The sequence below is a fragment of the Kocuria sp. genome (genome assembly GCF_030536815.1).
Lineage (GTDB): Bacteria > Actinomycetota > Actinomycetes > Actinomycetales > Micrococcaceae > Kocuria > Kocuria gwangalliensis.
Map to the genome: position 1 here is coordinate 1 of NZ_JAUNPE010000022.1, position 25732 is coordinate 25732.

Annotated in this window: 20 protein-coding genes and 2 tRNA genes; 16 read left to right on the forward strand and 6 right to left on the reverse strand. The window is 66.6% G+C overall.

What is annotated here, in order from left to right:
- Nucleotides 1-317: 317 nt before the first annotated feature.
- The 3 genes from Q4E95_RS03930 to Q4E95_RS03940 all read left to right on the forward strand — a co-directional run bounded on the left by Q4E95_RS03930 (nucleotide 318) and on the right by Q4E95_RS03940 (nucleotide 2545).
- A tRNA-Arg gene (locus Q4E95_RS03930) sits at nucleotides 318-393 on the forward strand.
- 332 nt (nucleotides 394-725) lie between these two features.
- The gene (locus Q4E95_RS03935) at nucleotides 726-1871 is read left to right on the forward strand and encodes a sensor histidine kinase (RefSeq protein WP_303382066.1); all 1146 of its coding nucleotides are present in this window, start codon (nucleotides 726-728) and stop codon (nucleotides 1869-1871) included.
- Nucleotides 1868-2545: a response regulator transcription factor gene (locus tag Q4E95_RS03940; protein WP_303382067.1), complete on the forward strand. Its 678-nt coding sequence runs from the start codon at nucleotides 1868-1870 to the stop codon at nucleotides 2543-2545. Before Q4E95_RS03935 ends, Q4E95_RS03940 begins: the two co-directional genes overlap by 4 nt.
- Nucleotides 2546-2576: 31 nt before the next feature.
- Here the strand turns inward: Q4E95_RS03940 and Q4E95_RS03945 are convergent, their stop codons facing one another.
- The gene (locus Q4E95_RS03945; RefSeq protein ID WP_303382068.1) at nucleotides 2577-3455 is read right to left on the reverse strand and encodes a CPBP family intramembrane glutamic endopeptidase; all 879 of its coding nucleotides are present in this window, start codon (nucleotides 3453-3455) and stop codon (nucleotides 2577-2579) included.
- Between the two features lie 229 nt (nucleotides 3456-3684).
- On the opposite strand from Q4E95_RS03945, the gene Q4E95_RS03950 reads away from it, so the two are divergent.
- Together Q4E95_RS03950 and Q4E95_RS03955 are read left to right on the forward strand one after the other, a co-directional pair.
- Nucleotides 3685-4779, forward strand: coding sequence for a DUF1524 domain-containing protein (locus tag Q4E95_RS03950; protein ID WP_303382069.1), 1095 nt, complete (start codon nucleotides 3685-3687; stop codon nucleotides 4777-4779).
- 106 nt (nucleotides 4780-4885) lie between these two features.
- Nucleotides 4886-5377, forward strand: coding sequence for an SRPBCC domain-containing protein (locus Q4E95_RS03955; protein ID WP_303382070.1), 492 nt, complete (start codon nucleotides 4886-4888; stop codon nucleotides 5375-5377).
- Between the two features lie 18 nt (nucleotides 5378-5395).
- Here Q4E95_RS03955 and Q4E95_RS03960 read toward each other — a convergent pair whose 3' ends face one another.
- The 3 genes from Q4E95_RS03960 to upp form a co-directional block, all read right to left on the reverse strand.
- Nucleotides 5396-5917 (reverse strand): histidine phosphatase family protein, encoded by a 522-nt coding sequence (locus Q4E95_RS03960; RefSeq protein WP_303382071.1) that lies wholly within the window; start codon nucleotides 5915-5917, stop codon nucleotides 5396-5398.
- A 109-nt stretch (nucleotides 5918-6026) separates the two neighbouring features.
- Complete coding sequence (locus tag Q4E95_RS03965) at nucleotides 6027-6827, reverse strand: winged helix-turn-helix domain-containing protein (protein ID WP_303382072.1); 801 nt, start codon at nucleotides 6825-6827, stop codon at nucleotides 6027-6029.
- Nucleotides 6828-7163: 336 nt separating this feature from the next.
- On the reverse strand, nucleotides 7164-7799 hold the full coding sequence (gene upp / locus Q4E95_RS03970; protein WP_303382073.1) for a uracil phosphoribosyltransferase: 636 nt from the start codon (nucleotides 7797-7799) through the stop codon (nucleotides 7164-7166).
- A 174-nt stretch (nucleotides 7800-7973) separates the two neighbouring features.
- Here upp and Q4E95_RS03975 point away from each other — a divergent pair, with 174 nt between their 5' ends.
- The 11 genes from Q4E95_RS03975 (at nucleotide 7974) to Q4E95_RS04025 (ending at nucleotide 22784) form a co-directional block, all read left to right on the forward strand.
- Nucleotides 7974-8879, forward strand: a complete 906-nt coding sequence (locus Q4E95_RS03975) for an ABC transporter ATP-binding protein (protein ID WP_303382074.1) — start codon at nucleotides 7974-7976, stop codon at nucleotides 8877-8879.
- Nucleotides 8876-10150: an ABC transporter permease gene (locus Q4E95_RS03980; protein ID WP_303382075.1), complete on the forward strand. Its 1275-nt coding sequence runs from the start codon at nucleotides 8876-8878 to the stop codon at nucleotides 10148-10150. Before Q4E95_RS03975 ends, Q4E95_RS03980 begins: the two co-directional genes overlap by 4 nt.
- 45 nt (nucleotides 10151-10195) lie before the next feature.
- Nucleotides 10196-10870 carry a hypothetical protein gene (locus tag Q4E95_RS03985; RefSeq protein WP_303382076.1) on the forward strand — a complete coding sequence of 225 codons (675 nt, stop codon included), beginning with the start codon at nucleotides 10196-10198 and terminating at the stop codon, nucleotides 10868-10870.
- A 7-nt stretch (nucleotides 10871-10877) separates the two neighbouring features.
- Complete coding sequence (gene tadA, locus Q4E95_RS03990) at nucleotides 10878-11357, forward strand: tRNA adenosine(34) deaminase TadA (RefSeq protein ID WP_303382077.1); 480 nt, start codon at nucleotides 10878-10880, stop codon at nucleotides 11355-11357.
- 56 nt (nucleotides 11358-11413) lie between these two features.
- Nucleotides 11414-11503: transfer RNA gene (locus Q4E95_RS03995), tRNA-Ser, on the forward strand.
- Nucleotides 11504-11844: 341 nt separating this feature from the next.
- Complete coding sequence (locus Q4E95_RS04000) at nucleotides 11845-12669, forward strand: thioesterase family protein (protein ID WP_303382078.1); 825 nt, start codon at nucleotides 11845-11847, stop codon at nucleotides 12667-12669.
- A 103-nt stretch (nucleotides 12670-12772) separates the two neighbouring features.
- On the forward strand, nucleotides 12773-13099 hold the full coding sequence (locus Q4E95_RS04005) for a 2Fe-2S iron-sulfur cluster-binding protein (protein WP_016996927.1): 327 nt from the start codon (nucleotides 12773-12775) through the stop codon (nucleotides 13097-13099).
- Between the two features lie 147 nt (nucleotides 13100-13246).
- Nucleotides 13247-16138, forward strand: coding sequence for an FAD-binding and (Fe-S)-binding domain-containing protein (locus Q4E95_RS04010; protein ID WP_303382079.1), 2892 nt, complete (start codon nucleotides 13247-13249; stop codon nucleotides 16136-16138).
- A gap of 12 nt (nucleotides 16139-16150) precedes the next feature.
- Nucleotides 16151-16924: a DUF4232 domain-containing protein gene (locus Q4E95_RS04015; RefSeq protein ID WP_303382080.1), complete on the forward strand. Its 774-nt coding sequence runs from the start codon at nucleotides 16151-16153 to the stop codon at nucleotides 16922-16924.
- Entirely contained in the window at nucleotides 16914-21743 is a 4830-nt protein-coding gene (locus Q4E95_RS04020; protein WP_303382084.1) for an ATP-dependent helicase, read from the forward strand. Before Q4E95_RS04015 ends, Q4E95_RS04020 begins: the two co-directional genes overlap by 11 nt.
- Nucleotides 21744-21749: 6 nt before the next feature.
- The gene (locus Q4E95_RS04025) at nucleotides 21750-22784 is read left to right on the forward strand and encodes a DNA-formamidopyrimidine glycosylase family protein (protein WP_303382081.1); all 1035 of its coding nucleotides are present in this window, start codon (nucleotides 21750-21752) and stop codon (nucleotides 22782-22784) included.
- A 51-nt stretch (nucleotides 22785-22835) separates the two neighbouring features.
- Here Q4E95_RS04025 and Q4E95_RS04030 read toward each other — a convergent pair whose 3' ends face one another.
- Both Q4E95_RS04030 and Q4E95_RS04035 read right to left on the reverse strand, forming a co-directional pair.
- Complete coding sequence (locus Q4E95_RS04030) at nucleotides 22836-24080, reverse strand: heparan-alpha-glucosaminide N-acetyltransferase domain-containing protein (protein ID WP_303382082.1); 1245 nt, start codon at nucleotides 24078-24080, stop codon at nucleotides 22836-22838.
- 326 nt (nucleotides 24081-24406) lie between these two features.
- Nucleotides 24407-25420, reverse strand: coding sequence for a CAP domain-containing protein (locus Q4E95_RS04035; RefSeq protein WP_303382083.1), 1014 nt, complete (start codon nucleotides 25418-25420; stop codon nucleotides 24407-24409).
- Nucleotides 25421-25732: the final 312 nt, after the last annotated feature.

Genomic DNA, 25732 nt, shown 5'->3' on the forward strand with positions numbered 1-25732 from the left:
CAGCCTGGTTGAGTCCGGTGGATTCGGTGCTTGCAGTGGTGTTGTCAGCCATTGACATGTCTCCTCGTTGAGGCCGTCTTGCCGCGCCCGTGGTCGGCGATGCAGCTGCCCGTCGAACGATCTCCCAACTACATCGTTGGATGAGACCCGGGGGACTAGCTCCGGCAGGGTTATGCGTGTGTTTCCAGTCTATCGCGGCAACGCCGCCGCCCGATGAGCGTTACATCACACCGCTGGTCGGCTCCCTAATTTTGCACTTGGCCGCCACCGGTGTAAGTTATTACCCGTTGCAGCCGAGTACATCGGTTGGTGCAAATGCGCCCGTAGCTCAACGGATAGAGCATCTGACTACGGATCAGAAGGTTGGGGGTTCGAATCCCTCCGGGCGCACCATGTGATCTCTCAGGAGATCAGCGACAACCCGGACCCTTATTTTGGGGTCCGGGTTTTTTGGTCTCCCAGTGGTGGCCCCGGGGGTCGTTCGGTAAAGCCCACGTGTCCCCCGAGCTCCCCTTACACTGGACCGCATCAAGGGTGCTGGCATCCCGCTGGCCGAGGGGGAGGGGGAGGCCGAGATGGCGGCTGACGGCGAGCCTTCCCCACACCGGCTGAGACGCCCTCAGGTGGTGCCGGCGGCCCTCACCGCGGTGCTCGCTGCGGCCGGCGTTCTCCTGCTGCCCGTCCTCGCCGCGGCCAGCAACGATCCAGGGTCGGGTTTCCCCCCGGTGGGCAGTGCCCCCTGGTGGGTCGTGCTCACCGTGGTCCTCGCCCAGGCCGTGGCCCTGCTGTGGACGCGGAACAAGCCCGTCACCGCGGCGATCGTCGTCACGGCACTACCCGCTGCGCTTGTGCTCCTTGCCCCAGGGCCACTGTTCACCCTCACCGCGCTGGCCACCGCCGTTGCGGCCTACTACGTGGCGACCGCGGTACCGAATCGCCAGATCATCGGAGCCTTGGCGGCCCCAGTTCTCCTGGTCGCCGGCCTCCAGTTCGCCAATGAGATGCTCATGGCGGACCTGACGGCGGCTGTCGCTGCGGGCGCCGCCCTCCTGCAGGCCGTGCTGGTCATCGGCGCTCCCGTGCTGATCGGACTGCTGGTCGCTGCGAGGCGAGAGGCGCAGGAGGCACGCCTCGCCGAGTCGGCCGCCCTCCAACGGGAGCGCGACGTGCTGGTCCAGGCCGACATCTCCCGGGAGCGCACGGCGATGTCGCGGGAGCTCCACGACATCGCCGCTCATCACATGTCCGGGATCGCTTTGCTGGCCGGAGCCGTCGAACGACAGATAGACAACGATCCGAGCGCCGCTAAGCGCTCCGTCGCGCAGATCCGGGCGCAGAGCCGGACGGTTCTGGACGATCTGCGACGACTGGTGGGTTTGCTGCGCGAGGAGGCCGAGGCCGGGCGGACGGTGGCGACCCTGCCGGCCGTGCAGGAGTTCGTCGAGGCCCAGCGAGACGCAGGCGCCGGGGTGGAGCTGGTCATCCACGCGGCCGGCGCGGGCCGGCCTCTCGGCACCGGGATCGGGCCGCTCGCGCAGGTGGTCGTCTTCCGGATGGTGCAGGAATCCCTGGCCAATATCGCTGAGCACGCCCCCGGCGCACGGTCCACGGTGACTCTGGACGACCGCGCGGATGAACTCACCGTGGTGGTGGCGAACGGGCGGCCGCCCGTCGCCGATCCCGGCACGGGTGGGGGCTTTGGGCTACTCGGGATGCGTGAGCGCGCCGAGATGATCGACGCGGACCTGGCCTACGGCCCCACCGCCGACGGCGGCTGGCAGACCCGCCTCACCGTGCCGCGCGATCCGCGTGCCGCCGGCCCCACCGAGTACGGCGCGCGTCGCGAGCGCAGCGCGAAGGAGACCGCATGATTCGGGTGATGATCGCCGAGGACCAGCCGCTGGCCCGCGCCGGCCTCGTGGCGGTGCTCGAGAGCGAGAGTGACATCGAGGTGGTGGGCACCGCGGCCGACGGCCGGCGGGCGCTCGAACTGGCACGAGAACTCTCCCCGGACGTCGCTTGCCTGGACATCCGGATGCCCGGCCGCGACGGGATCGCGGTGGCCAGGGAACTGTGCGGGCCCGCCGCCGACCCGGTGATCCCGGTGCTCATCCTGACCACGTTCGACCTCGATGAGTACCTGTTCGGGGCGCTTGAGGCGGGCGCGTCGGGGTTCCTGCTCAAGGATGCCGAACCGGAGTTGATCGTCCAGGCGGTGCATCAGGTCGCGTCCGGCCAGGGGACGATCGATCAGTCACTCACTCGGCGCGTCCTGCGCGAGTTCGTCGAACGCCGCAGCCTGCAGCCCGTGACCGCCTCGCGAGCGTCCGAGGTACTGACCTCCCGGGAGCACGACATCCTGTTACTTCTCGCGCAGGGCATGTCCAACGAGGAGATCGCCCGGGAGCTGGTGGTGGAGGTCTCCACCGTGAAGTCGCATCTGGCGCGGATGCTGCCCAAGCTAGGTGTCCGCTCGCGATTACAGGCCGTCGTGTGGGCTTACCAGAACCGGGTTGTCGGCGTGCCGGGCCCCGAGGGCCGATGAGGTCCTCGGGGCCCGGTGCTGGGGTGGGTTGTCATCGCGGGAGCGGGTTGGGGTAGCCCAGCCGACCGCGGGTGGCGAGCACCACGGCCGCGCCGGCCACAAGTCCGCCGACGGCCAGCGCATGCATCCACGAGTCGCCGTCGATGCCGGGGAACATCTCGCCCCAGATCACCGAGGCAAAGGAGTTCACGCTGACGTGGGCGAGGATTGCCACCGGCAGGCTCTGCCCCGTCCGGTTGAAGATCCAGGTCATGACCAGGTTGAAGCCGATGCAGAACAGTAGGAACGCTGCCGCGCGGGTCCAGCTCGCCTCCGGGTACTCACCCCAGGGGGTGAAGAACAGCGGCAGGTGCCACACGGCCCAAATCGGACCCAGGATCATCGATGCAGCCAGGGGATGGAAGCGGTCTTGCAGCCGCGGCAGGGCGAAGTCCCTCCAGCCGGGCTCCTCTGCCAGACCTGTCGTGACGAACTGCAAGATCAGCATGGGGACGTACAGCGCGAGCGCCATGGCCGACGGCGGGTGAACCACGCCCCCGGAGAACGCCAGTCCGGTCAGGAGCATCCCCGCCGGAACGCCGAGCAGGGCGACCGCGTACCAGCGCGGCGCAACCCGCCAGCGCAGCAGGCGGCCGAACCAACGTCGCAACCCCTGTCGGCCGTCGGCTATCGCAGTGACCAGGAACGCGGAGAAAATCGGCCCCAGGTAGGCGCCGGGCAACATGCCGGTGATCTCGTCGACGTGGATCGGCAGCACGCCGAGCCCGCTCTGCGAGAGCACGTAGGGCGCCCAGCAGATCCAGCTCAGCAGGCTCGCCAGCAGAAAGAACGTCAGCAACGGATGGCGTCGAACCACCGCGAGAGGACCGGTGCGAGTCGGCGTATCCGGAGCGTTTTGGGTGGAAGTCATGGTTGTTCCCTTCCGGGGGCGGTGCGAAATGTGCTTGCTCAATAACCGTAGGAAGCAGCTCGTCGCGCGTCGCCGGGAGAAGGATTGAAGCCGGGAACCTGCATCGAAAGGTGCAAGACACCGCCGCTCCCTGCTGCGGGCGACCGCCGGCCGCCTCGGTGCGGCCCTTCCCGCATAACCCGCTACGATCTCAACTACCCCCCTCCTCCCATGACAGAGGTGTCGCCCCGTGGCTGCTTCCCCCCGCTCATCCCTGCGCACCACTGCGCTCGCCGCCCTCGCATTGATCGGCCTCCTCTCCGGTTGCGCCCCCGTGGACGCGCCGACGTCCCCCGGCCCGTCGGCAACCGCGAGCGCAGCGGCGTCGGCGTCGGTGGTTTCAAGTACGACGCCGCCCGCGCCCGTTCCCGACTCCGGCGAACCGGCCGTCACGCAGACCCCCGAGGCCGCCGCGCAGCAGGGCCAGACGGCCGACGCGGTCCAAAGCCCCGCGCGCGCAGCCCTGGACGAGCTGCCCGTGAAGGGGCGGGCTCCCAAGACCGATTACTCGCGGGAGCAATTCGGCGCGCGGTGGTCCGATACCGATCGCAATGGGTGCGACACCCGCAATGACATTCTCCGCCGCGATCTCACGGACGTGGCCGTGGCCCCGGGCACCCAAGGCTGCAAGGTACTCAGTGGCGATCTGACGAGCCCCTTCACCGGCGAGTTCATTGATTTCGTGGCCGGCGTCCAAACCAGTTCCGACGTGCAGATCGACCATGTGGTGGCCCTGTCCGACGCGTGGCAGAAGGGCGCCCAGAACCTGGACGCGGACCGGCGCACACAGTTCGCCAATGACCCACTGAATCTCCTGGCCGTGGACGGGCCCAGCAACTCCGCCAAAGGAGACGGAGACGCCGCCACCTGGCTGCCGCCCGCCAGGGAATTCCGCTGCGAGTACGTGGCCCGGCAGATCGTCGTGAAGCAACGCTATGAGCTGTGGGTCACGGATGCGGAGAAGCGGGCCATGGATGGGGTGCTCAGCCAGTGCCCGGACCAGTCGCTGACCACCGACCCTGTGGTTCCGGAACCCATCGACGCCCCAGGCACCCCTGCGCCCACGCAGCCCGCCCCCGTGGAGCCCCCCGCCGTCATTGCCACGGCGGCACCCGTCCCGGACGCACCCGAGGTCCCCGCACCTGAGGCGCAGACCGACGTGTACTTCGCAAAATGCGCCGACGCCCGCGCCGCGGGTGCCGCCCCGCTGCACCTCGGCCAGCCGGGGTACCGCCCCGGTCTCGATGGCGACGGCGACGGCGTTGCCTGCGAGTCCCGCCGCTGAGCCATGCCGCGGCTCTCGACAGCTCACGTGGCGGGTGGTTAATTGATCACTGAACGGGGGCAGCCGGTCCTCGACAATGCCGGGCTCGGCGACAAGGAGAGCGCTCGTGATCACTGGAGTCCTGGAAACCATTGACGGTGCGCCGAATCTGGTGCTCACCCGCAACGTTCCCGCGCCTACTGAGAAGGTGTGGAAGGCATTCACCGAGTCGGATCAGTTGGCCCTGTGGTTCGGCACCTGGGCGGGTGACCCCACCTCGGGCCGGGTGGAGGTCAGCATGGCCTTCGAGGAGGAGGCCGGCTCCGAGCCCTACGTGATCGTCACGTGCGAAAAATCCTCTCACTTACGCGTGCACAGCACCAACGAAGACGCCGCGCAGATCTGGACTTTGGACGTGCAGTTGTCGAAAACCGATGCGGGTACGCACGTGAAGTTCGCCATGCCCGTCCCACCCGGCATGGACGTGAAATACATCGGCGCGGGGTGGGAGTACTACCTGGATCGCATGGTCGAAACCGTGGAAACCGGGCGGGTCAGCACCAAGCAGTGGCCGCCCTACGAGGCCCTCATGCCCGAATACGAGGCCGAGCTGGGCTGACCAAGGTTCGCTCGACCGCTAGCCCCGCGGCACCTCGAAATGGACCAGCCGCGCATTCCCGCCATCCAGCAGCGCCCAGTCGCCCGGAACCTCCAGCACCGTGATCCCCGATGTGGGGAAGCCACCGGAAACATCCATCATTGCGTCCACATCCGATTCGCGGGAGGCCAACCGCAGTACCGTGTCCAGCACCCCCGGCATGTGGGCGACCACCAAGAGCGTGCGCACTGTTTCCGGTGCGTGATTGATCGCGGCGATGATTGCGGTGTCGTGCGCGTTGTACAACTCGTCCACCAGCTGCGGGGTGGGTGCCTTCTCCCCCAGTTCACTGCACACCCACGTCACGGTCTGGCGGGTCCGCAGCGCGGAGGACACCATGATCATGTCCGGGGTGTATTGCTGCGCGAGCCACTCCCCGGCCGCGGCGGCATCCTGCGCACCGCGGGGCATCAGGGGCCGATCATGATCCAGGGCACCGGGCGGGTGATCCGCCTCCGCGTGCCGCATGATCACCAGGTGCTTTACATCGTGGCGTGCCATGCCCACCAGTCTGACACGCGCCTGCCGCACCCTTAACCACGCCGACGCCGCTCGGCCTCCCGGGTGGGGCGCGCGAGCGGCGTCGGCGGTGAAGAAATCCGAGAAGGCGTCAGATCGAATACTCGGGGGCCGCCCACACAACCACTTCCGGGTGGTCGTAAAAGCGGTAACCCTGACCGCGCACGGTGCGCACGGTATTGGCCAGGCGGCCGAGCTTGGAGCGCAAGCGGCGGACGTGAACGTCAATGGTGCGCTCGGAAGGGACCTCTTCCGCGTCGTCCCAGAGGTTGTCCAACAGCTCGAGACGACCCACGGTGCGGGTGCCGTTCTCCACCAGGTAGTTGAGCAACTCGAATTCGCGGTGCGTGAGGTTGAGCAGATCGCCGTCCAGGAACACCTCGCGGCGGGACAGGTCGATCAACACGCCCACGCGCTGGTGGTCGATGGTGGAACCGGATGCCGGAGTGGGCAACGGGACCATGGGTTCGATCACCGGGTCCGCGCAGGTGGGATCGCCCAGTGCGCTACGCACGACTTCGAGGTCGGTGCCTTCCGCATTGATCGGGGCCAGCGCCACGGCCGCGTAGGAATCCGATTCGGGAACGAGTTGATGGATGTGATTGCGCACGTCCTGGACCAGCTGGACCAGGTTGATCCCGCGATCGGCGGCGGCCTGCTCGTCCACGCCCACGTAGACCACGAACCCGCGAGCTTCGGTGGGCTGCTGGTCCGCTACGGAATGGCGTTCCAGGCGGGCATCCTGGGACTGGTCGCCGGTGAGGGAGCGCAGAGTGCGATATTCCTCGACGGACCCTGCCACGCGATGAGGTCCGCGCGAACGCATCGCCGCCTGCGCGGCATTCAATCGATGCCGCTGAGAAATGTGGACGTAGCCCGGTGCGCCTGACATGTGAGTATCCCCTGCCTCGTGGAACGCCGAACCCGTGAGTTTCCTGGACGCGACGTACTCAACATCGTGGGCGACAACACCGACACTTGCAAGTAACAAACCCGTTTGTTTCTCACATAATGAGACAAGAGGGCGCAAATGTAATCCAAATCACCTTTTTGGAGAACTTACGGCAAGGGCCATACAAGGCCAACCATTCCCTCAAAAACGCACGAACCCGCGCCATCCCGGGGCTTGATTCGGAGCGTGGTCGTCTGAATCAGAATTTTCGCCCGGTGTCAAGAACCTGGGACGCCCGGTACCACTTACACGGGAAACTCACCCGCACCGGACGGGTCAGTCCACCACGCCGTACAGGCGATCTCCGGCATCCCCCAAGCCGGGCACGATGTAGGCGTTCTCGTCCAGGCGTTCGTCGATGGCGGCCAGCACCAGGTTCACCTCGGCGTCTCCGAGTTCTTCCTCGAGCTTGGCAAGACCCTCCGGGGCAGCCAGCAAGCAGACGCACGTGATCTGCTCGGCACCACGGCGGTACAGGAACTTAATGGCTTCGCGCAGGGTGCCGCCCGTGGCCAACATGGGGTCCAGGACGTAGACCTGGCGACCCGTCAGGTCCTCGGGCAATCGTTCGGCGTAGGTGATGATGTCCAGGGTGGTGTCATCCCGGGCCATCCCCAGGAAGCCGACCTCCGCGGTGGGGATCAACCGGGTCATGCCTTCGAGCATGCCCAGCCCGGCTCGCAGAATGGGGACCACCAGCGGTCGGGGCCGCGACAGTCCTACACCCTGGGTCTGCGCCACCGGTGTCTGAATGGTGATGGGCTCCACACGAACCTCGCGCGTGGCCTCGTACGCAAGCAGCGTGACGAGTTCTTCGACCAGCTGTCGGAACACCGGCGAGGGTGTCGACTTGTCGCGCAGAACGCTCAGCTTGTGGGCAACCAGGGGGTGATCCAAAACGGTGACTCGCATACGGTCAAACTAGCACCGGCGGCTCCCGTTCGCCCCGGAGCGAAGCCGGTTCACCTCGGTGTCACGGGTGAAAGTTCCACCCGTCGTAGGATGCGTGGCCTATCGTCGATACGAAAGAGTTGAACACAACCACATTGGTACATCAGCTGAAGCCCCCGAAAGGAACAGCCTCTTATGACGGCTCCGGTCCTCGAAACCGAGAATCTGGTCAAGATATATGGCAGAGGGGAAACCAGGTTCGACGCTCTGAAGGGCGTGAACCTGCAGATCAACGAGGGCGAGTCCGTAGCCGTTGTTGGTAAGTCCGGTTCGGGCAAATCCACTCTCATGCATTTGTTGGCTCTGCTCGACGCCCCCACCCACGGTGTGGTGGCCCTCAAGGGGCAGCCCACCAATAATTTGGATGCCAAGCAGCTCAACGAACTGCGCAACTCCGCGTTCGGTTTCGTGTTCCAGCAGTTCTTCCTCACGCCCAACCAGACCGTTCTGGAGAACGTGACGCTGCCGCTGAAAATCGCCGGCGTCCACTCCGCCGAACGCAAGCGCCGCGGCATGGAGGCCCTCGAGCAGCTTGAGATGGCGGACAAGGCCTCCAACAAGGCCACGGATCTTTCCGGCGGTCAGAAACAGCGCGTGGTCATTGCCCGCGCGCTGATCAACGAACCTTCCGTGATCTTTGCGGACGAGCCCACGGGCAACTTGGACACGGCCACCTCGGACGTGGTGGAAGACATCCTGTTCGGCCTCAACAAGGACAAGGGCATCACCTTGGTGGTGGTCACCCACGATCCCGACCTCGCTTCTCGTTGTTCTCGCCAGATCTACCTGGTGGACGGGGAAATCGACCGGAGCGCATCGCCCGCCGCGGCGTCGTCGTTGTTTGCCGATCGCTCCCAATCGCGCCAAGGTGAGCAGGGGCAGGTCACCGTCAAGGAACCCGCGACGGGGCAGCTCATCGCCCTGAGCGAGGCCGACGCCGCCGAGATCGCCGAGGCCGCTCGCCGCCCCCACCGCGCGGGCCGCCATGCCGCCCCGTGGGCCCAATCGACCACCCCCGACCAGCAGGGAGTCTCCGAGTGAAGTTTGTCGATCTGCTGCGGACGGCCATCGGAAACACGTTCCGTTCCAAAGCACGAACCGTTCTGACCGTCATCGCGATCTTCATCGGTGCGTTCACGCTGACCCTCACCTCGGGTGTGGGTACCGGTGTCAACGACTACATCGACAAGACGGTGGCCGGCTTCGGAGACCAGAAGTCCATTTACGTGCAGAAGGTCGAGGAACAAACCGCACCCCAGGACGACGGTCCCCGTGAATACGACCCGGAGGAATCCAGTGTTCAAACGGGCTTCGGATCGGCCAGCGGCCTGAGCAACGCTGACATCGAAGCCATCAAGAACATTGACGGAGTCACCTCCGTGGACCCCATGTACATGGTGGCCCCCACATATCTGGAAGCCCCCAATGACAAGCAGTTCCAGCTGAGCCTGGGCATGCCCTCCGATGCGGAGGGCGTTCAGCTCGAAGCCGGTGAGATCCCCGCACGCGAGGACGACGAGATGCTTGTTCCCGCCTCGTGGGTGGAGGATCTGGGCTTCGATTCGAACGAAGCCGCGGTGGGTCAGACCGTGGACGTGGTCATGACCAACATGGCCGGTGAGGACAAGGCCTTCGAGGTCACCATTTCCGGCGTCTCACAGGCCTCCTTGGCGGGCGCGTCCCTGACGCCCATGCCGTCGTCGAGCCTCAACGAGAAACTGTACGACTACCAGACCTCCGGGTCCCCGCGTGAGGTCCCGGACAGCTACTTCATGGCCGTGGCCAACATCGAGAACATCGACGACGCCGGTCAGATCAAGTCCCAGCTCGCGGACGAGAACATGATGGGCATGACCGTGGAGGACCAGCTCGGCATGTTCCGCGCGGTCATCAACGGCATCGTGTGGATCCTGAACTCCTTCGCGATCATTGCCCTGCTGGCTGCGGGCTTCGGCATTGTGAACACGCTGCTGATGTCCGTGCAGGAGCGAACCCGTGAAATCGGCCTGATGAAGGCCCTGGGCATGAGCGGCGGCAAGGTCTTCGGCCTGTTCTCCCTCGAGGCCATCTTCATTGGTTTCCTGGGTTCGGCCATCGGTGCTGCCCTGGGTGTGGCCACCGGTTCGATCATTAGCTCCGTGTTGTCCAACGGGTTGCTGGAAGGTCTACCCGGCCTGAATCTGTTCCTTTTCGACCCGGTCAAGACCGTCCTGATCATCCTGTCCGTGATGGTCATTGCGTTCCTGGCCGGCACCATTCCCGCCATGCGAGCAGCACGGCAGGATCCCATCAACGCCCTCCGTTACGAATAATCCACCCGCAGCACTCGCACCGAATCGAAGAAGGGAACTTCCCCCATGAGCACCACACCCAATGATCCCCGCGACCCGCAGTTCGGTGATCAGAGCCGCCCGCAGCCCAATCCCGCTCAGCCCTTCGGCGTTCAACCCGGCAATGTTCAGCCGGGTGCCGGCCAGACCCCGCAGAACGCACCCCAGCACGGTTACGGCCAGCAGGGTGGCAAGTACGGCACCAGTGAGTACAACCCCAACCAGTACACCGGCATGGTGGAGCGCCCCGCGCTACTCGACAAACTGCTCAAGCTGACGCTGTTGTCCGCAGCGCTGTACGTGCTGTTCACGATCGTGAGTCTCATCGCCAATTCCACGACCGATCTGGCAGCGGTCTACCGTGACCAGGGCATGAGCAGTGAACAGGCCGAGATGTTCGCGAGTTCCACCGGTGGCGTGCTCGGAACCGTCATTGGCCTGGCCATCGCCCTCCTGCTGTACTTCCTGGTCTACCGCGGTCTGGCCAAGGGCAAGAACTGGGCCCGTATCCTGGGCACCGTCTTTGCGGCCCTGTCCATCCTGTCGTACCTCTTCGGGATGCTCGGCGCGCTCATGTACGGCGGCCTGGGCATCGTGCTCATCGTGATTGCACTCATCGCACTCATCGTGGACATCCTGTGGATCGTTACCGCGTTCAAGGCTCCCAACTCCGCGTACTTCGCGCAGAACAGCCGCCGGTAAGTCAACCATGGCGTTACCGCCCACTGCCAGGTCCATCCAGCACGAACGTTGGATGGACCTGGCTTTGTCAGAAGCCCAGCACACCGCGGCGAGCGGAGACGTTCCGATCGGTGCGGTGGTCGTGGACTCCCGGGGCGAGGTGGTCGGCCGCGGCTTCAATCGCAGGGAGGCCCGCGGCGATCCCACCGCCCACGCTGAGATTCTCGCCCTGCGCGACGCCGCCGCCCGTACGGGCTCGTGGCGCCTCGGGGGCTGCACACTGGTGGTGACCCTGGAACCGTGCGCCATGTGCGCCGGGGCCATCGTGCTGTCCCGGGTACCGAGGTTGGTGCTCGGGGCGTGGGATCCGAAGGCCGGAGCCTGCGGGTCCGTGTTCGATGTGGTCCGTGAACCGCGACTCAACCACTGGGTGGAAGTCACCGGTGGGGTCCGCGAGGCGGAGTGCGCCGCGCTACTGCGGGAGTTCTTCGCGGCCCACCGCACGTAGCCCCTGTCGGCACGGTTTGGTTCCCGGTGGAACCTGACGGTAAAGTACTTCGAGCTGGTGACGTGTCCGAGCGGCCGAAGGTGCATCACTCGAAATGATGTTTGGTGTTAAAGCCAACGAGGGTTCAAATCCCTCCGTCACCGCCACTCGAAATCGCCCGCTATCCCTGGTCAAACAGGGGTAGCGGGCGTTTTTCATGCCCAGGGGTCCGCGCGTGGACACATCCGCTGGGCTGACGTATCGACGCTATGACCCTGGGTCCCGCGCCGCCGCATTCTGGTCGACGGTAGCGCCACTCCTCGCCGGATTTTTGGCGTTACCGTCGATGGGAATGCGCGCCTCCCAGTTGGGTTGGACATAGCGTCGATGAGACTACGCCGCCGCTCCGGCCGACGGCTCGACAAGCCGCGGGTGCACCGCGAAATCAGTGCGGGACTCTAAGGTGTAATACAGGACACAAACACCACCTTTCAGGAGGACCCGCAGGATGACCACCGAACCCAAGCCCCAGCACCTCGGCGCCAACGGGGAAGAGGTCCCCGACGCCCACTACGTGCGGACCGGGGAGCACAGTTTCCGGACCACGGTGTACACGCAGGGGGCGTGGAGCCCGCTGGAACAGCACATGGCGGCGTCGTCGGGCTTGCTGGTCCATGAGGTGGAACGCAACCACCCGCGCGAAGACGTGGTCCCCGTGCGGTTGTCGTTCGACATTTTGGGGTTCATTCCCGGCGGTGACATCGAGGTGCACACCCGCGTGCTGCGCCCGGGCAGAACCATCGAGCTGCTCGAGGCCACCATGAGTGCGGCCGGCCGAGACTGCATCCGCTTGAACATGTGGCGGCTCAAGACCTCGGACACCCAGGACGTGGCCGGCGGTGAGATCCGCCCGCTCCCACCGGTGGACCAGTGCCCGCCGGTGGACATGACCGAGACGTGGGCCGGTGGTTTCATTGCCACCCTGGAGGCTCACATGGCCCGCGAACCCCGCCCGGGAAGTGCCGCGGGGTGGCTGCGCATCAAGCACCGGATTGTGGCGGGCGAAGCGTCCTCCCACACCGCTCGTTTCGTCAGTGCCATTGACGCCGCCAACGGCATTGCGCCCCGCGTTGAACCCGGTCAGTGGGCGTTCCCCAATGTGGATCTGTCCATCCACCTGATCCGCGAACCGGTCTCCGAATGGGTGGGCCTGGACACCAACGTGGAAATCAGCCCGGTCGGTGTGGGGCTGACCCACTCGGAACTCTTCGACGAGAACGGCCCGATCGGGCGCGTGGCCCAGGCGCTGACCGTGCGCCGCATGGGGGACTGATCACACTTTGCCATCCGGTGGCCCCCGCCGCGCGCTGCAACCGTAGAATGGCCACTGGTTCCGTGAATCCACAACGGGTCGTAACTGTAGGAGGTCCACCCGAGTGAGCAGCATCAAGATCAATGTGACCGACCGTGACGGTGTGCGCACCGAGGGCGTCGAGTGGAAGGACTACGAGTCCCTCATGGAGGCCCTGACCCGGCACAAGTTCCCCATCCTGGCGACCTGCGGCGGCAATGCCTCGTGCTCCACGTGCCACTCGTACCTGGATCAGGAATCGTTCGTGAAAACCGGCGGCACCAACGAGGAGGAGGAAGACCTCCTGGAGATGCTCGACGACACCCGCCACGACAACTCCCGTTTGACCTGCCAGGTCGAGTGGAACGAGGACCTCGAGGGCGCCGAGATCATCATTGCCCCGGAGTGGTGAGTATCCGGTCGTAGATCCCGCCGACGCCGCCCGCGCTCCCTCCCCACGGAGGCGCGCGGGCGGCGTCGTGGTCCGTCCAGGACACCGCGACACGGACCATGGGCGAGCCAATTGGAATCCCGGGGTCGGGTGCGCGAAAGTTAGACCATGACAGCTCTCCGGGATGATCTGACCACCCGTGCCGCGTACGTGTCCGACGCTTCCATTTACCGCAGGCTCCCCCGTGCCGTGGCGGAACCGCGCTCCGTGGCGGACATCCGCGAGCTGCTCGCGACCGCCCGGGAAAAGGGCTGGCCGGTGATCTCCCGCGGCGGCGGAACATCGGTGGCGGGCAACGCGATCGGCGATGGCCTGATCATCGACACCTCCCGGTACTTCAACCGCATCCTGGAGATCGACCCGGATCTGCAGACGGCCACGATCGAACCCGGTGTGATTTGCGATCAGCTGCGCAACGCCGCGAGCGAATTCGGCCTCACGTACGGACCGGACCCGTCCACGCACGCTCGCTGCACGGTGGGGGGCATGGTGGCCAACAACGCGTGCGGTTCGCACTCGGTCGCGTGGGGCACCAGCGCGTCCAACCTGGTGGCGGTCACGGTCATGCTCGCCGACGGGCGCGAGGTCACCCTGGAGGCCGGTGGCACCTCGGACGCCGCCCTGGATTCCCAGCTCAAACAATTGCGCGACCGCCATCTGGCCATGCTGCGCACCGAACTGGGTCAGTTCCCGCGTCAGGTCTCCGGCTACGGGCTCCAGTACCTGCTGGGTGAAAACGGCTTTGACGTGGCCAAGGCCTTTTCCGGCACCGAGGGCACGTGCGGGATCATCACCCGGCTCACGGTCAAGCTCGTGACCAAGCCCAAGTTCACCGCGCTCGCCGTGCTCGGCTTCAAGGACGCCATCGAGGCGGCCACCGCGGCACCGAAATTCCGCGTACCCGGCGTGACGACCATCGAGGGCATGGGCTCGGACCTGCTGACCGCACTGCGCACCCGCCCGGGCCAGGAAAACGCGGGCGGTGAACTCCCCGCCGGTGGCGGCTGGCTCTACTGCGAAGTGGGCGCGGACACCCAAGAGAAAGCGTTTGAAGCGGCCCAGAAACTCCCCGCGCTCGTTACCGAAACCGTGGTGGACTCCGTGGTCGTCAGCGACCCCGCCGAGGCACGTGCCCTGTGGCGCATCCGCGAGGCCGGTGCCGGCATCGTGACCCGCCTACCAGACGGCGGCGAGGCCTGGCCCGGCTGGGAGGACTCCGCAGTGCCCCCTCACCACCTGGGCGCCTACCTCAAGGACCTCTACGAACTGCTGGACCAGATGAACCTGCGCGGCATCCCGTTCGGGCACTTCGGTGAGGGTTGCGTGCACATCCGCATCTCCTTCGACTTCAACACCGACCACGGCGTGGCCCTGTACCGCGAGTTCATTGAACGCGCCGCGGACCTGGTGCACCGCTACGGCGGATCGGTTTCCGGCGAACACGGTGACGGTCGCGCCCGCTCCGAGCTGTTGGCCACGATCTACTCCCCCGAAGCCCGCCGGGCCTTTGCCGAGTTCAAGCGGATTTTCGATCCCGGCAACGTCTTCAACCCCGGCGTGGTGGTGGATCCCGAGCCCATCGACCAGGGCATCCGCCCCGGCCCCGGCGCCCGGACCTTCGAGCTCACCCCGGTCCACGCGTTCTCCTCGGACAATGGCTCCTTCGGCCAGGCCATCAACCGCTGCGTGGGCGTGGGTGCGTGCCGTTCGGATGCCGGTGCCATGTGCCCGTCCTTCCAGGCCACCCACGACGAGGTCCACTCGACCCGGGGCCGCATGCGATCGCTCGCCGAAATGCTCCGCGGGGAAACCATCACGGACGGCTGGAAATCCAAGGAGACCTTGGAGGCCCTCGACCTGTGCCTGTCCTGCAAGGCCTGCGCCACCGAGTGCCCCGTCAACGTGGACATGGCCACCTACAAGGCCGAGTTCCTGCACCACCACTTCCGCCAGGGCCTCACCTCGTTCCTCGGCAAGGACCGCCGCCCCATGGCCCACCTGACCATGGGGTGGATGCCGTGGCTCATGAAACTCGTGACCACGGTCCCCGGTTCGCTGCGCGCGGTCAACTTCCTGGAACGCTTCCGCCCCGTGGAGGAACTCACCAAGAAGCTCGGCGGCATCGAGCCGAAACGCCGCATGATTCGCTTCAACAACGCCCCGCTCACCTCCTGGTACAAGGCCCGCACCAAGGGCGACGACGCCGCTCGCGGCCTTGCGCGCGGCGGCCACCGGGCGGCGTCGGCGGGGGACGAAAAGCCGTCCGTGGTGCTGTGGCCGGACACCTTCACCAACTTCTCCGCGGATGCCCCCGGCAAGGCCGCGATCGAGGTGCTCGAGGCCATGGGCTACCGCGTGCTCATGCCCATGGGCAACGTGTGCTGCGGGCTGACGTGGCACTCGACCGGGCAGTTGGACATGACGCGCAAGACCCTGCTGCAGACCCTGGACGTGATGGAGCCGCTGCTCGAGGCGGGCTACCCGATCATCGGCTTGGAACCGTCCTGTACGGTGATGCTCCAGCACGACATCACCGAATTGCTGCCCGAGGACCCCCGAGCCCACAAGGTGCAGGCCCTCACGGTCACCCTGGGTGAGTTCAGTGCCAAGCACGCCGAGGACGGTGGCCACTGGCCCTTCGGCACCCTCGAAACCCAGGCCGGGCCCGGCCGGGCGCTGTGCCAGGTGCACTGCCACGAGCAGTCGGTGGGCAACTACTCCCCCGAGCTGCAGGTCCTGGACAAGCTGGGCGTGAACACCAGCGTGGTGGGTGGCGGCTGCTGCGGGCTGGCCGGCAACTGGGGCTTCGAACCGGGCCACTACGAGGTCTCCCAAACCCTCGGCGAGCGCGAGCTGTTCCCGAGTATCCGCGCGGCCGAGCCCGGAACCATCGTGCTCGCGGACGGTTTTTCGTGCCGCACGCAGATCGCCCAGGGAACCGGCGCAGAAGGAGTTCACCTCGCCCAGGTGATGCGTGCAGCGATTCAGCCGGAAAAGTAGCACACTGTTGCCATGAGGAGAATCACTCTCGCCCCCCAGAGCAATCGCACCGGCACCCGTCCCGCAGTGATTGCAACCGGCCTGGCCGCCGTGCTGTTCTTGTCCGCCTGCGGTGCCGGTGATGACACCGCCGCCGACGAGCAGTCCGCCACGCAGTCACCATCCGCGTCGGTGAGTGCCACGGCATCCGAATCGCCGGCCACGTCGGCGACCCCTGAGCCGACCCAATCCGCCTCCGAGGCCGCGCAAACGGAGGCGGGACCCGAGGCCCCGGGACCCGAGCGCACGGCGTCGGCGCCCGAACTGGGCATGCCGCCGGCGGTGCCGTTCACCCCGCCCGCCACGGACGGTCAGAGCAACCCCGGCGCGCAAGCCGGTTCGTGCAGCGTGTCCCAGCTGTCCGGAAACGTAACACCCAATCAGGGTGCTGCGGGATCGGTGCTCGCCTCCGTGAACCTGACCAACACCGGCAGCGAACCGTGCGTGTTGCACGGCTACCCGGGGGTGTCCTTCGTGGACCCCAGCGGTGGCACCGTGGGTGCTCCCGCGGCCCGCGACAGTGCTGCCTCCGGAACCGCCGTCACCCTGCAGCCCGGTCAGTCCGCCTCGGCCCCGCTGAAGATCACCCAGCCGGGTACGATCGGGCAACTGTGCAACCCGCAGCAGGCCAACGGCTTGCGCGTCTACCCGCCGGGCAGCTATGAATCCCTGGTTCTGAGTTACCCCGGCCAGGCGTGTGGCAACCCCAAGGTCGAGCAACTCCAGGTGCGTGGCTTTGGGTCCTGACCCGTCCCTGAAGCTCTTCTCACCCGCGACGGCCACCTGGTTCGACGCCGCGTTCGACGGCCCCACCGCCGCCCAGCGCGGCGCGTGGGAGGCCGTCTCGGCGGGCCGCCACGCCCTGGTGGTCGCCCCCACCGGGTCGGGTAAGACCCTCGCATCCTTCCTGTGGGCCATCGATCAGCTCATCACGCGCCCCTCCGACGATGACACCGATGAGCACACCTCGGTGCTCTACATTTCCCCGCTCAAGGCCCTGGGTGTGGACGTGGAGCGCAACCTCCGCGCACCGCTGATCGGCATCACTCAGGCCGCGAAGGCCGCGGGCATCGCCCCGCCGGACGTCTCCGTGGGTGTGCGTTCCGGTGACACCCCGCAGGCCACCCGGCGAGCGCTGTTGGCCCACCCGCCGGACATCCTGATCACCACGCCCGAGTCGCTGTACTTAATGCTCACGTCCAAGGCGCGGGAAACGCTCCGGCAGGTGAAGACCGTGATCATCGATGAGGTGCACGCGGTGGCCGGCACCAAACGCGGGGCGCACCTGGCGGTGAGTCTGGAGCGGCTCGACGATTTGCTGGACCAACCCGCCCAGCGCATCGGCCTGTCCGCGACCGTGGAGCCGGTGGAGACCGTGGCCGGTTTCCTGGGCGGCTCACAGCCGGTGACGGTGGTGCGGCCGCCGTCCGAGAAGGACTGGGACCTCACGGTGTCCGTGCCGATTCCGGACATGACCGCGTTGGGTGGCGCCTCGGCCTCGCCGTCCACGGCGGACTCGGCGAACGTCGACGCGAACCTGGAGGCCTCCGACTACCAGGCGACCGCCTCGATCTGGCCTCACGTGGAGGAGCGGATCGTGGACCTGGTGGAGCAGCACCGCTCCACGATTGTTTTCGCCAACTCCCGCGGATTGGCCGAGAAGCTCACCGCGCGGCTCAACGAGATTCACGAGTTCCGGCTCAACAATGCGCCACCCGGCACGGAAGACCCCGAGCCGGCCGAGTCCATTGCGACCACCGATGCCGAGACGACCGGTGAGTTCGCGGACATCTCCCGGCAGCACAATCGCTTTGAAGGGGCCACCTCCGTGCTGGCCCGCGCGCACCACGGTTCGGTGTCCAAGGACCAGCGCAGCCTGATCGAGGAAGACCTCAAGACCGGGCGGCTGCGCTGCGTGGTGGCCACGTCATCCCTGGAACTCGGTATCGACATGGGGCACGTGGATCTGGTGGTGCAGGTGGAGTCACCGCCCTCGGCGTCCTCGGGCCTGCAGCGCGTGGGACGCGCGGGCCACCAGGTGGGTGAGGTCTCGATCGGGCGCATGTACCCCAAGCACCGCGGTGACGTGCGCGATGCCGCCGTGATTTCCGAACAAATGCTGGCCGGTCGCCTGGAACCCCTCGCGGTCCCCGCCAACCCGTTGGACATCCTCGCCCAGCACACGGTCTCCACCGCGGCCGCCGAGGACGTGGACGTGGAGGCCTGGTTCGACACTCTCCGCCGCTGCGCCCCGTTCCGGAATCTGCCGCGCTCCGCCTACGACGCCGTGTTGGACCTGCTCGCCGGGCGCTACCCCTCCGACGAATTCGCGCACCTGCGACCCCGTGTGGTGTGGGATCGCGAAACCGGCACGCTCCAGGCCCGGCCCGGGGCGCTGCGTCTGGCCGTGACCTCCGGCGGCACCATTCCCGACCGCGGGCTGTTCCCCGTGTTCCTGGTGGGCGATCAGGACGGCAAGAACCCCAAGCGCGTGGGCGAACTCGACGAGGAAATGGTCTACGAATCCCGCGTCGGGGACATCATTGCCCTGGGCGCCTCCAGCTGGCGGATCGAGGACATCACCCACGACCGTGTGGTGGTCTCCCCCGCCCCGGGAGTTCCCGGCAAGCTCCCCTTCTGGCACGGCGACGGACTGGGCCGGCCCGTGGAACTGGGGCGCGCCGTGGGCAGTTTCACCCGTGAGATCGGCGGGGCCTCGCAGGTGGGCGCCCGCGAGCGCTTGGCCGCCGCCGGGCTCGACGAGTGGGCGCAGGACAACCTGCTCGCGTACCTGAACGAGCAACGCCAGTCCACCGAGCACATTCCCGATGACCGCACCCTGGTGGTCGAACGGTTCCGCGACGAGTTGGGCGACTGGCGCGTGGTGCTGCACAGCCCGTTCGGCAAACCGGTGCACGCCCCCTGGGCGCTGGCCGTGGGCGCTCGCCTGGAGGAACGCTGGGGTCTCGACGCCGCGTCCCAGGCCGGTGACGACGGCATCGTCCTGCGGGTGCCCGCCACGGACGAGGAACCGCCCGGGGCCGAGCTGTTCCTCTTCGACCCGGACGAGCTCGAGCGCACGGTGACTGAGGAAGTGGGCGGTTCGGCGCTGTTCGCGTCCCGGTTCCGGGAGAACGCCGCCCGCGCCCTGCTGCTGCCGCGCAGCGATCCGGGTAAGCGCACCCCGCTGTGGCAGCAACGTCAGCGTTCGGCCCAGCTGTTGGACGTGGCCCGCAAGTATCCGCAGTTCCCGGTGATCCTGGAAACGGTGCGCGAGTGCCTGCAGGACGTCTACGACCTACCCGCCCTGCTCCGGTTGCAGCGTGAGCTGGCCGGGCGGAAACTGCGCATGGTCGAGACCACCACGGACACGCCCTCTCCTTTTGCGCGCACCCTGCTGTTCGGCTACGTGGCGCAGTTCCTCTACGAGGGCGATTCCCCGCTGGCCGAGCGCAAAGCCGCCGCACTGTCGCTGGATCCGGCATTGCTCAACGAATTGCTGGGCCGGGCCGAGCTGCGGGAACTGTTGGATCAAGAGGTCATCGAGCAGATGGTGGCCCAGCTGCAGCGGCTGGCCCCGGACCGCAGGTTGCGCGGGGTGGAGGGCGCGGCCGATCTGCTGCGCCTGCTGGGCCCGATGACTCCCGCCGAGACCGCAGTGCGCTTGCGCCCGCAGGACTCAACGGAGACCGACGACGTGCACCTGGGCGAGTCCGACGCCAAGGCCCTGCTGGAGCAGTTGGTCGGCACCAACCGCGCGATCATCATGCGCGTGGGCGGCACGGAGGTTTACTGCGCGGTGGAAGATGCCGCCCGCATGCGCGACGCCCTGGGGATTCCGCTGCCCATGGGGGTGCCGCTGGCGTTCCTGGAACCGGTGGCCGATCCCGTGGGTGACCTGGTGTCCCGCTACGCTCGCACGCACGGCCCGTTCAGCGTGACCGAGGCTGCCACGGCGCTGCACCTGGGCCCGGCCGTGGTCGAGTCCGCGCTGCGGGCCCTGGGCACACAGCGCCGCGTCAATGAGGGTGCGTTCCGTCCCAGTGGCGACCCGGCGGCGTCGGACTCGGAATGGTGCGATATCGAGGTGCTGCGCACACTACGACGCCGCTCGCTCGCCGCGCTGCGCGAAGACGTGGAGCCGGTCGCGCCCAGCGTCTACGCCAAGTTCCTGCCGGCGTGGCAGCACGCGGTCAAGGGCCATCAGTTGCGCGGGCTGGACGGTGTGCTGACCGTGATCGACCAGCTCGCGGGGGTGCCGATTCCGGCCTCGGCGTGGGAGCCGCTCGTGCTGGCGCAGCGGGTCGTGGGGTATCGCCCGGGGATGCTCGACGAGCTCATGGCCACCGGTGAGGTGCTGTTCTCCGGAGCGGGTTCCCTGGGAGGCGAGGACGGCTGGGTTGCGTTCCACTTGGCGGAGTCCGCGGAGCTGTCCCTGCCGCCGGTCGAAAAGCTGCAGGTTACGGCCTCGGAATTGGATTCCGAGCTGGAGAAGCAGGTGCTCGCGGTGCTGCAGGGCGGTGGGGCGTATTTCGCGTGGCAGCTGATCGAGCCGCTGAGCCAGGCGGGGCTGACCGCGGGCATGCCGCAGCTGCGGACCGCGCTGTGGAACCTGCTGTGGGCCGGACTCATCACCAATGACACGTATGCGCCGGTGCGGGCGCTCATGGCCGGCGGGCATTCCTCCCACAAGACACCCAAACGACCCGCCCGCTCACGCGCGGCCGGGCGACGCGGCGCGGCCCGGTTGCGGGGATTGTCCCGGCCGGGGGCGGCGTCGGGCGTGGGCGTCTCCTATGAAAGCGCCGGTACCGATGCGGGTGCTCGCGCGGTGCGCGCCCAGGGCGGTGCCGAGGAACGCACCACGGCCGGCCGCTGGTCGGTGCTACAACCCGAACCCCTCAATGCGACCGTGCGGGCGCAGGCGCAGGCCGAGCTGTTACTGGATCGCTACGGGATTCTCACGCGCGGCCCGGTGGCCGTGGAGGACGTGCCGGGTGGCTTCGCAACCGTGTACAAGGTGCTGCGGGCGTTGGAAGATGCGGGGCGCTCCCGGCGCGGCTATTTCATCGAAGGCCTGGGCGCCGCGCAATTCACCCAACCGGCAACGGTTGATACCCTCCGCAGCTTCACCGAGGACGATTCGGTGCGCGCCCCGGAACCGCAGGTCCTCGCGTTGGCGGCCACCGACCCCGCGAACCCGTACGGTGCCGCGTTGGACTGGCCGGACGCCGTGGCGCTGGAGTCCTCGACCAAGCACCGTCCGGGGCGAAAGGCCGGTGCGATCGTGGTGCTCGTGGACGGCAATCTGGTGCTCTACCTGGAGCGCGGCGGCAAAACCGCGCTCGCGTTCACCTCCGCCGAGAGCGAGCTGCGCCTGGCCGCCGAGGCCGTGGCCGCGCTCGTGCAACGCCGCGCCGTGGACTCACTCGTGGTGGAGAAGGTCAACGGTGAATCCGTGCTGTCCTCGATCGAGATGGTCACTGCACTGCGCGAGGGACTGTTGTCCGGAGGCTTCTACCAAACACCACGCGGGGTGCGCATGCGGGCCCCGCTGAGCGGGTGATGGCCCGTGCCAGAGGGTGATTCCGTTTACCGGCAATGCAAGATGCTCCGCGAGGCTCTCAAGGGCCAGGTGCTGGCTTCCTCGGATCTTCGGGTGCCCGCGCTGGCGACCACGGACCTGTCCGGGCGCACGGTGGTGGATGTGGTGCCGCGGGGCAAGCACATTTTGATCCGGTTGTCCGCCGCCCCCAATGCTTCCGAGCTGAAGTCCGGGGCCGAACCGCTCACCCTGCACTCGCACCTGATGATGGACGGGACGTGGCGGGTGTTCGAGCGTGCCGTGGCCGCCCAGGATGGTGCGGAACGTGAATCGGGGGCGCGGGCGGCGTCGTCAGCCGGGACAGCCCCGGCGGTTCGGGGACGGCGCGGTCGGCAGCCCTATCGCCGCTCCGCGAGCGTGCGTTCCCGTGCGGAGGCTCGCACACCGTTGAGCGCGGACGTGTCCATTGGGCAGGGTTCGCACACGATTCGCGCGATCCTGCGCACCGCCACCGTGGATGCCATTGGTTTCGACGTGAAGGACGTGCGGTTGGTGCCCACGCGGCTCGAGGACCAAGAGCTCGTGGGTTTTCTGGGCCCGGACATCCTCGGCCCCGATTGGAACCTGGACGAGGCGCTGCGCAGGCTGCGGGCCCAACCGGATCGCGCGATCGGCACGGCGCTGATGGACCAGCGCAATCTTGCGGGGATCGGCAACGTGTACCGGGTGGAGGTGCTGTTCATGACGCGCACCAATCCGTGGGCGCCAGTGGGGTCCCTGCCCGAGGGGAAGCTCACCGAGATCGTGACGCTGGCGCACAAGCTGCTCAACCTCAACCGCGATCGGCCGCTTCGCTCCACGGTGGGCCACCCCGCGACCGGCCGCCCGCTCTTCTGGGCGTACGGCCACTACGACCAGCCGTGCCGCCGCTGCGGCGCGCGCCTCAAGCGCGGCGAGATCGACGACGCCGCCCCGTCCACCACCGAAGCCCGCGGTGCTTCCGCGGTTCAGCACCTGCGACAGATTGCGTGGTGCCCGACATGCCAGAGCGGGGGCGCCTGACCCGCCACGGGCCCATCAGCGGCTGATCGAGCCGTTTCGACAGCGTGGGAGTCAGCGGCTCGCGCCCATTTCTGGGTTATTTGCCGCCCCGCCCAGCACGATCCTGCGCGCCCCGGTGACGGCGTACCCGATCACCCGTTCAAGAGGGCCCTTTCCCAGGTTGAGGTACCACGCCATGGCGAAGGCCGCGGCGACCCCCAGGTGAATCACGTACCACAGGTAGGGACGGTCGTAGTGAACTTCGAAGGACAGCGCCACCAGGTGGGCCGTGTAAATCGTGAGCGTCATGATGCCCATGGCCGTGAGTGGCAACAGCCAGGCACCGACCTTGCGGGCGATCAGCAAGAAGGCACCGAGAGCACCCATGGCCACGCCCAAGCTCGCCGCAAGCGCCAAGGGCGTGTCCGTGTGCGGCGTGGTGATCGCCAACCACCATGGCGTGTCGGTCGGGAATCCGTCCGGTCCCCACGTCAGCCACTCGTTCAGGGTGCTCACCCGTAGGTCCGAAGCCTCCAGTAACCGCTGGTAGCCGCCCAGTCCGTACAGCAGGATGTATGACGTGAGGTGCGCGAGAACCGCCACCCCCACGCCCACCACGAGAATTCGCACCTGAGTGCCGATCTCGCGCAGATTCAACCGTCCGATGCCCATCCCGGTCAGCAGGAACGTCATGTATTGCAGCGCCGGATAATTACCCGTCAACAACAGCTGCGATGCCGTGGGCACCGGTTCGGCGAGCACAGTGCCCAGGGTGGGATTGTAGGAACTCCAATTGGGTAGGACATCGAGGAGACTCTGCATCAGCAGTGGAGCCCCAATGGCGAAGATCGCCGCCGAAACGAACAGCATCCTGGGGCCGACCCGCAGGAACGGGATCGCCAGCAGGAAGAACACCCCGTAGTAGATCAGGATGTTGTAGGCGGGAGGGTTCTCGGGCATCAGGGTGCCGATCCACAGTCCCACCACACTGATCAGGATTGCCCGCACGGCTATCCCGGCCCGGTTCGCTGTCATGCGCCGACCCTCGTGCGGGTGCCTGCCTCCTGTGCTCAGCGCCAGACCGACCCCGGCCAACAGCGCGAAGAGAGCCGCTGCATTGCCGGAGAACAGTCTCCAGCTCAGAGTCGCGTCTCCGGTGGTCTCGTTCCACGCCGGTAGAAGGTGGGTCGCCATCATCCCGGCCAGTGCCAGTCCCCGGGCAGCATCGATGCCCACCAATCGTTTGGATGACGTTTTCGGCGCCACTACTACTTCGCCCGGGCGATCGTTGCCCGCCTCGGCTGCTGTCGCGTTCATGCTTCCCCCATAGATGCCTTGCCTGCTCGGAGCACAGACGCACCCCCCAAGGTAGCGTCTCGCCTCGCTGTAATCATGCGCCGGGCAGCGCCATCTTCTCACCCGAATTCTTTGCTAACGCTGAGAGAACCTAAAACGTACCTTTCGGATTTGCAAATGGCGCTCATTAGAGGGCCCGGCGTCCAATGCCGCGGCAGGTAACCCCGGACACACGTCAGTGGCCCGTTACCGCTGCTGCGCAGCGATAACGGGCCGTTCCTGCCGAGTCTAACGACGCCGACGGAGCCGTTTTTCGGGTTCGCCCAGGCTGGGCGCGCAAAGGTGACCTACCGCGTAACCCAGGTTTTCCCGGTCACCGAGGACCAGTGGGCAACGTAGCCGTTCGAGAAACGCTGCTGAACTTCGCTGCCGACCCGGTACTCCTCGGTGGTGGGGTAACCCCAACCGCGCTCGAATCCTGCCCTCTTCCATGCACTCCCAATGGCACCGGTTTCCTTGACCGCGTGCGCACCGCTGGCCGGGGACCACATGATCTTGTGCTCCACCCCCGCTGCGTTGCGGAAGACCTGATACACGCCGCCGTTGAGGAGCCCGCCGCGCTCGTTGGTGATGGGATAGCCGATGACCGCGGCTCCGCCCAGGGCGTTGTACCGGGCCTTGATACCGCCCTTGACCGTATAACCGGTGGCCGGTGTGGGGGTCACGGTGCGGGATTGCGTGGCCACCCCGCCGAGAGGACTTCCGGAAACGGTGGTGGACACATCGGATGGCCCCTTTCCCTGCGGGAAACCGTAAGAGACGACAGTCCCCACCAAGCGCCACCCGGATCCGGTGCGGGACAGTGAACCATCCACGTGGGTCAGACCTATGCCGATGACCGTCATTTTCGGATCGGTCAGTACCTTGTTGTGTCCGTTGGACCCCTTCCACCATTGCACGAGGTCGGTGACGGAATTTTGATACGAGAGAGCGTGAATTTCTCCCGCCGCGTTATATCCGGCGGCGCGCGGGTCGGTCAGGAATGTATTGCTGTGATCAATGACTTCCTGCTGCACCAATCGGTTGGACTGACCCTGAGCTATACCGGACAAGCTGGCCGAGTATTTTACCGGAGCCAATCCCTTTGATTTCCGGTGAGCATTGATTTGATTGAGCATGTTCTGCGCATCAGAGGCGCGACTTGCCTGGGAGACAGAGACAATGTCCGCGGTTGCGGCGTGGGCCGGTGCCACGGTTGCCAAACCACCGAGCATGATGCAAGCGGCTGTAGTGGTGGCAATGAGTCGATGGGTGGATCGACGTTTGGGGGCGGCGTGTCGGGGGGTGCGGTACTTGAACATCAGTATCGGGCCATTTCGTCGTCGGGCGCAGAAGTGCGCAGAGTCATCCAATGACCAGACGAAATTGCGCACGGGGGGCTGCGTCAAATAAGCGGTTCAGAAAAAGAGCACCGTCCACCGTGAGGTGGCTGGGGGGAAGTAGAGCCACGGTTGACACTACATGCAAAGACGTTATCTTGCCGTTATACACCACATTGTTTCAAAACAATTTTTCCATGCGAGCGATCAATGGGAATCCCTGCCCGGTGCCGCATGACTACTGGGCGTCAACCGAGAATTGATCGTCACCAGATCCCCCGTTATGGGGTGCAC

Coding starts and splice junctions, on each gene's coding strand:
- Q4E95_RS03940 (WP_303382067.1), top strand. CDS start 1,868: ATGATTCGGGTGATGATCGCCGAGGACCAGCCGCTGGCCCGCGCCGGC.
- Q4E95_RS03945 (WP_303382068.1), bottom strand. CDS start 3,455: ATGACTTCCACCCAAAACGCTCCGGATACGCCGACTCGCACCGGTCCT.
- Q4E95_RS03960 (WP_303382071.1), bottom strand. CDS start 5,917: ATGGCACGCCACGATGTAAAGCACCTGGTGATCATGCGGCACGCGGAG.
- Q4E95_RS03965 (WP_303382072.1), bottom strand. CDS start 6,827: ATGTCAGGCGCACCGGGCTACGTCCACATTTCTCAGCGGCATCGATTG.
- upp (WP_303382073.1), bottom strand. CDS start 7,799: ATGCGAGTCACCGTTTTGGATCACCCCCTGGTTGCCCACAAGCTGAGC.
- Q4E95_RS03975 (WP_303382074.1), top strand. CDS start 7,974: ATGACGGCTCCGGTCCTCGAAACCGAGAATCTGGTCAAGATATATGGC.
- Q4E95_RS03985 (WP_303382076.1), top strand. CDS start 10,196: ATGAGCACCACACCCAATGATCCCCGCGACCCGCAGTTCGGTGATCAG.
- tadA (WP_303382077.1), top strand. CDS start 10,878: ATGGCGTTACCGCCCACTGCCAGGTCCATCCAGCACGAACGTTGGATG.
- Q4E95_RS04000 (WP_303382078.1), top strand. CDS start 11,845: ATGACCACCGAACCCAAGCCCCAGCACCTCGGCGCCAACGGGGAAGAG.
- Q4E95_RS04010 (WP_303382079.1), top strand. CDS start 13,247: ATGACAGCTCTCCGGGATGATCTGACCACCCGTGCCGCGTACGTGTCC.
- Q4E95_RS04015 (WP_303382080.1), top strand. CDS start 16,151: ATGAGGAGAATCACTCTCGCCCCCCAGAGCAATCGCACCGGCACCCGT.
- Q4E95_RS04030 (WP_303382082.1), bottom strand. CDS start 24,080: ATGAACGCGACAGCAGCCGAGGCGGGCAACGATCGCCCGGGCGAAGTA.
- Q4E95_RS04035 (WP_303382083.1), bottom strand. CDS start 25,420: ATGTTCAAGTACCGCACCCCCCGACACGCCGCCCCCAAACGTCGATCC.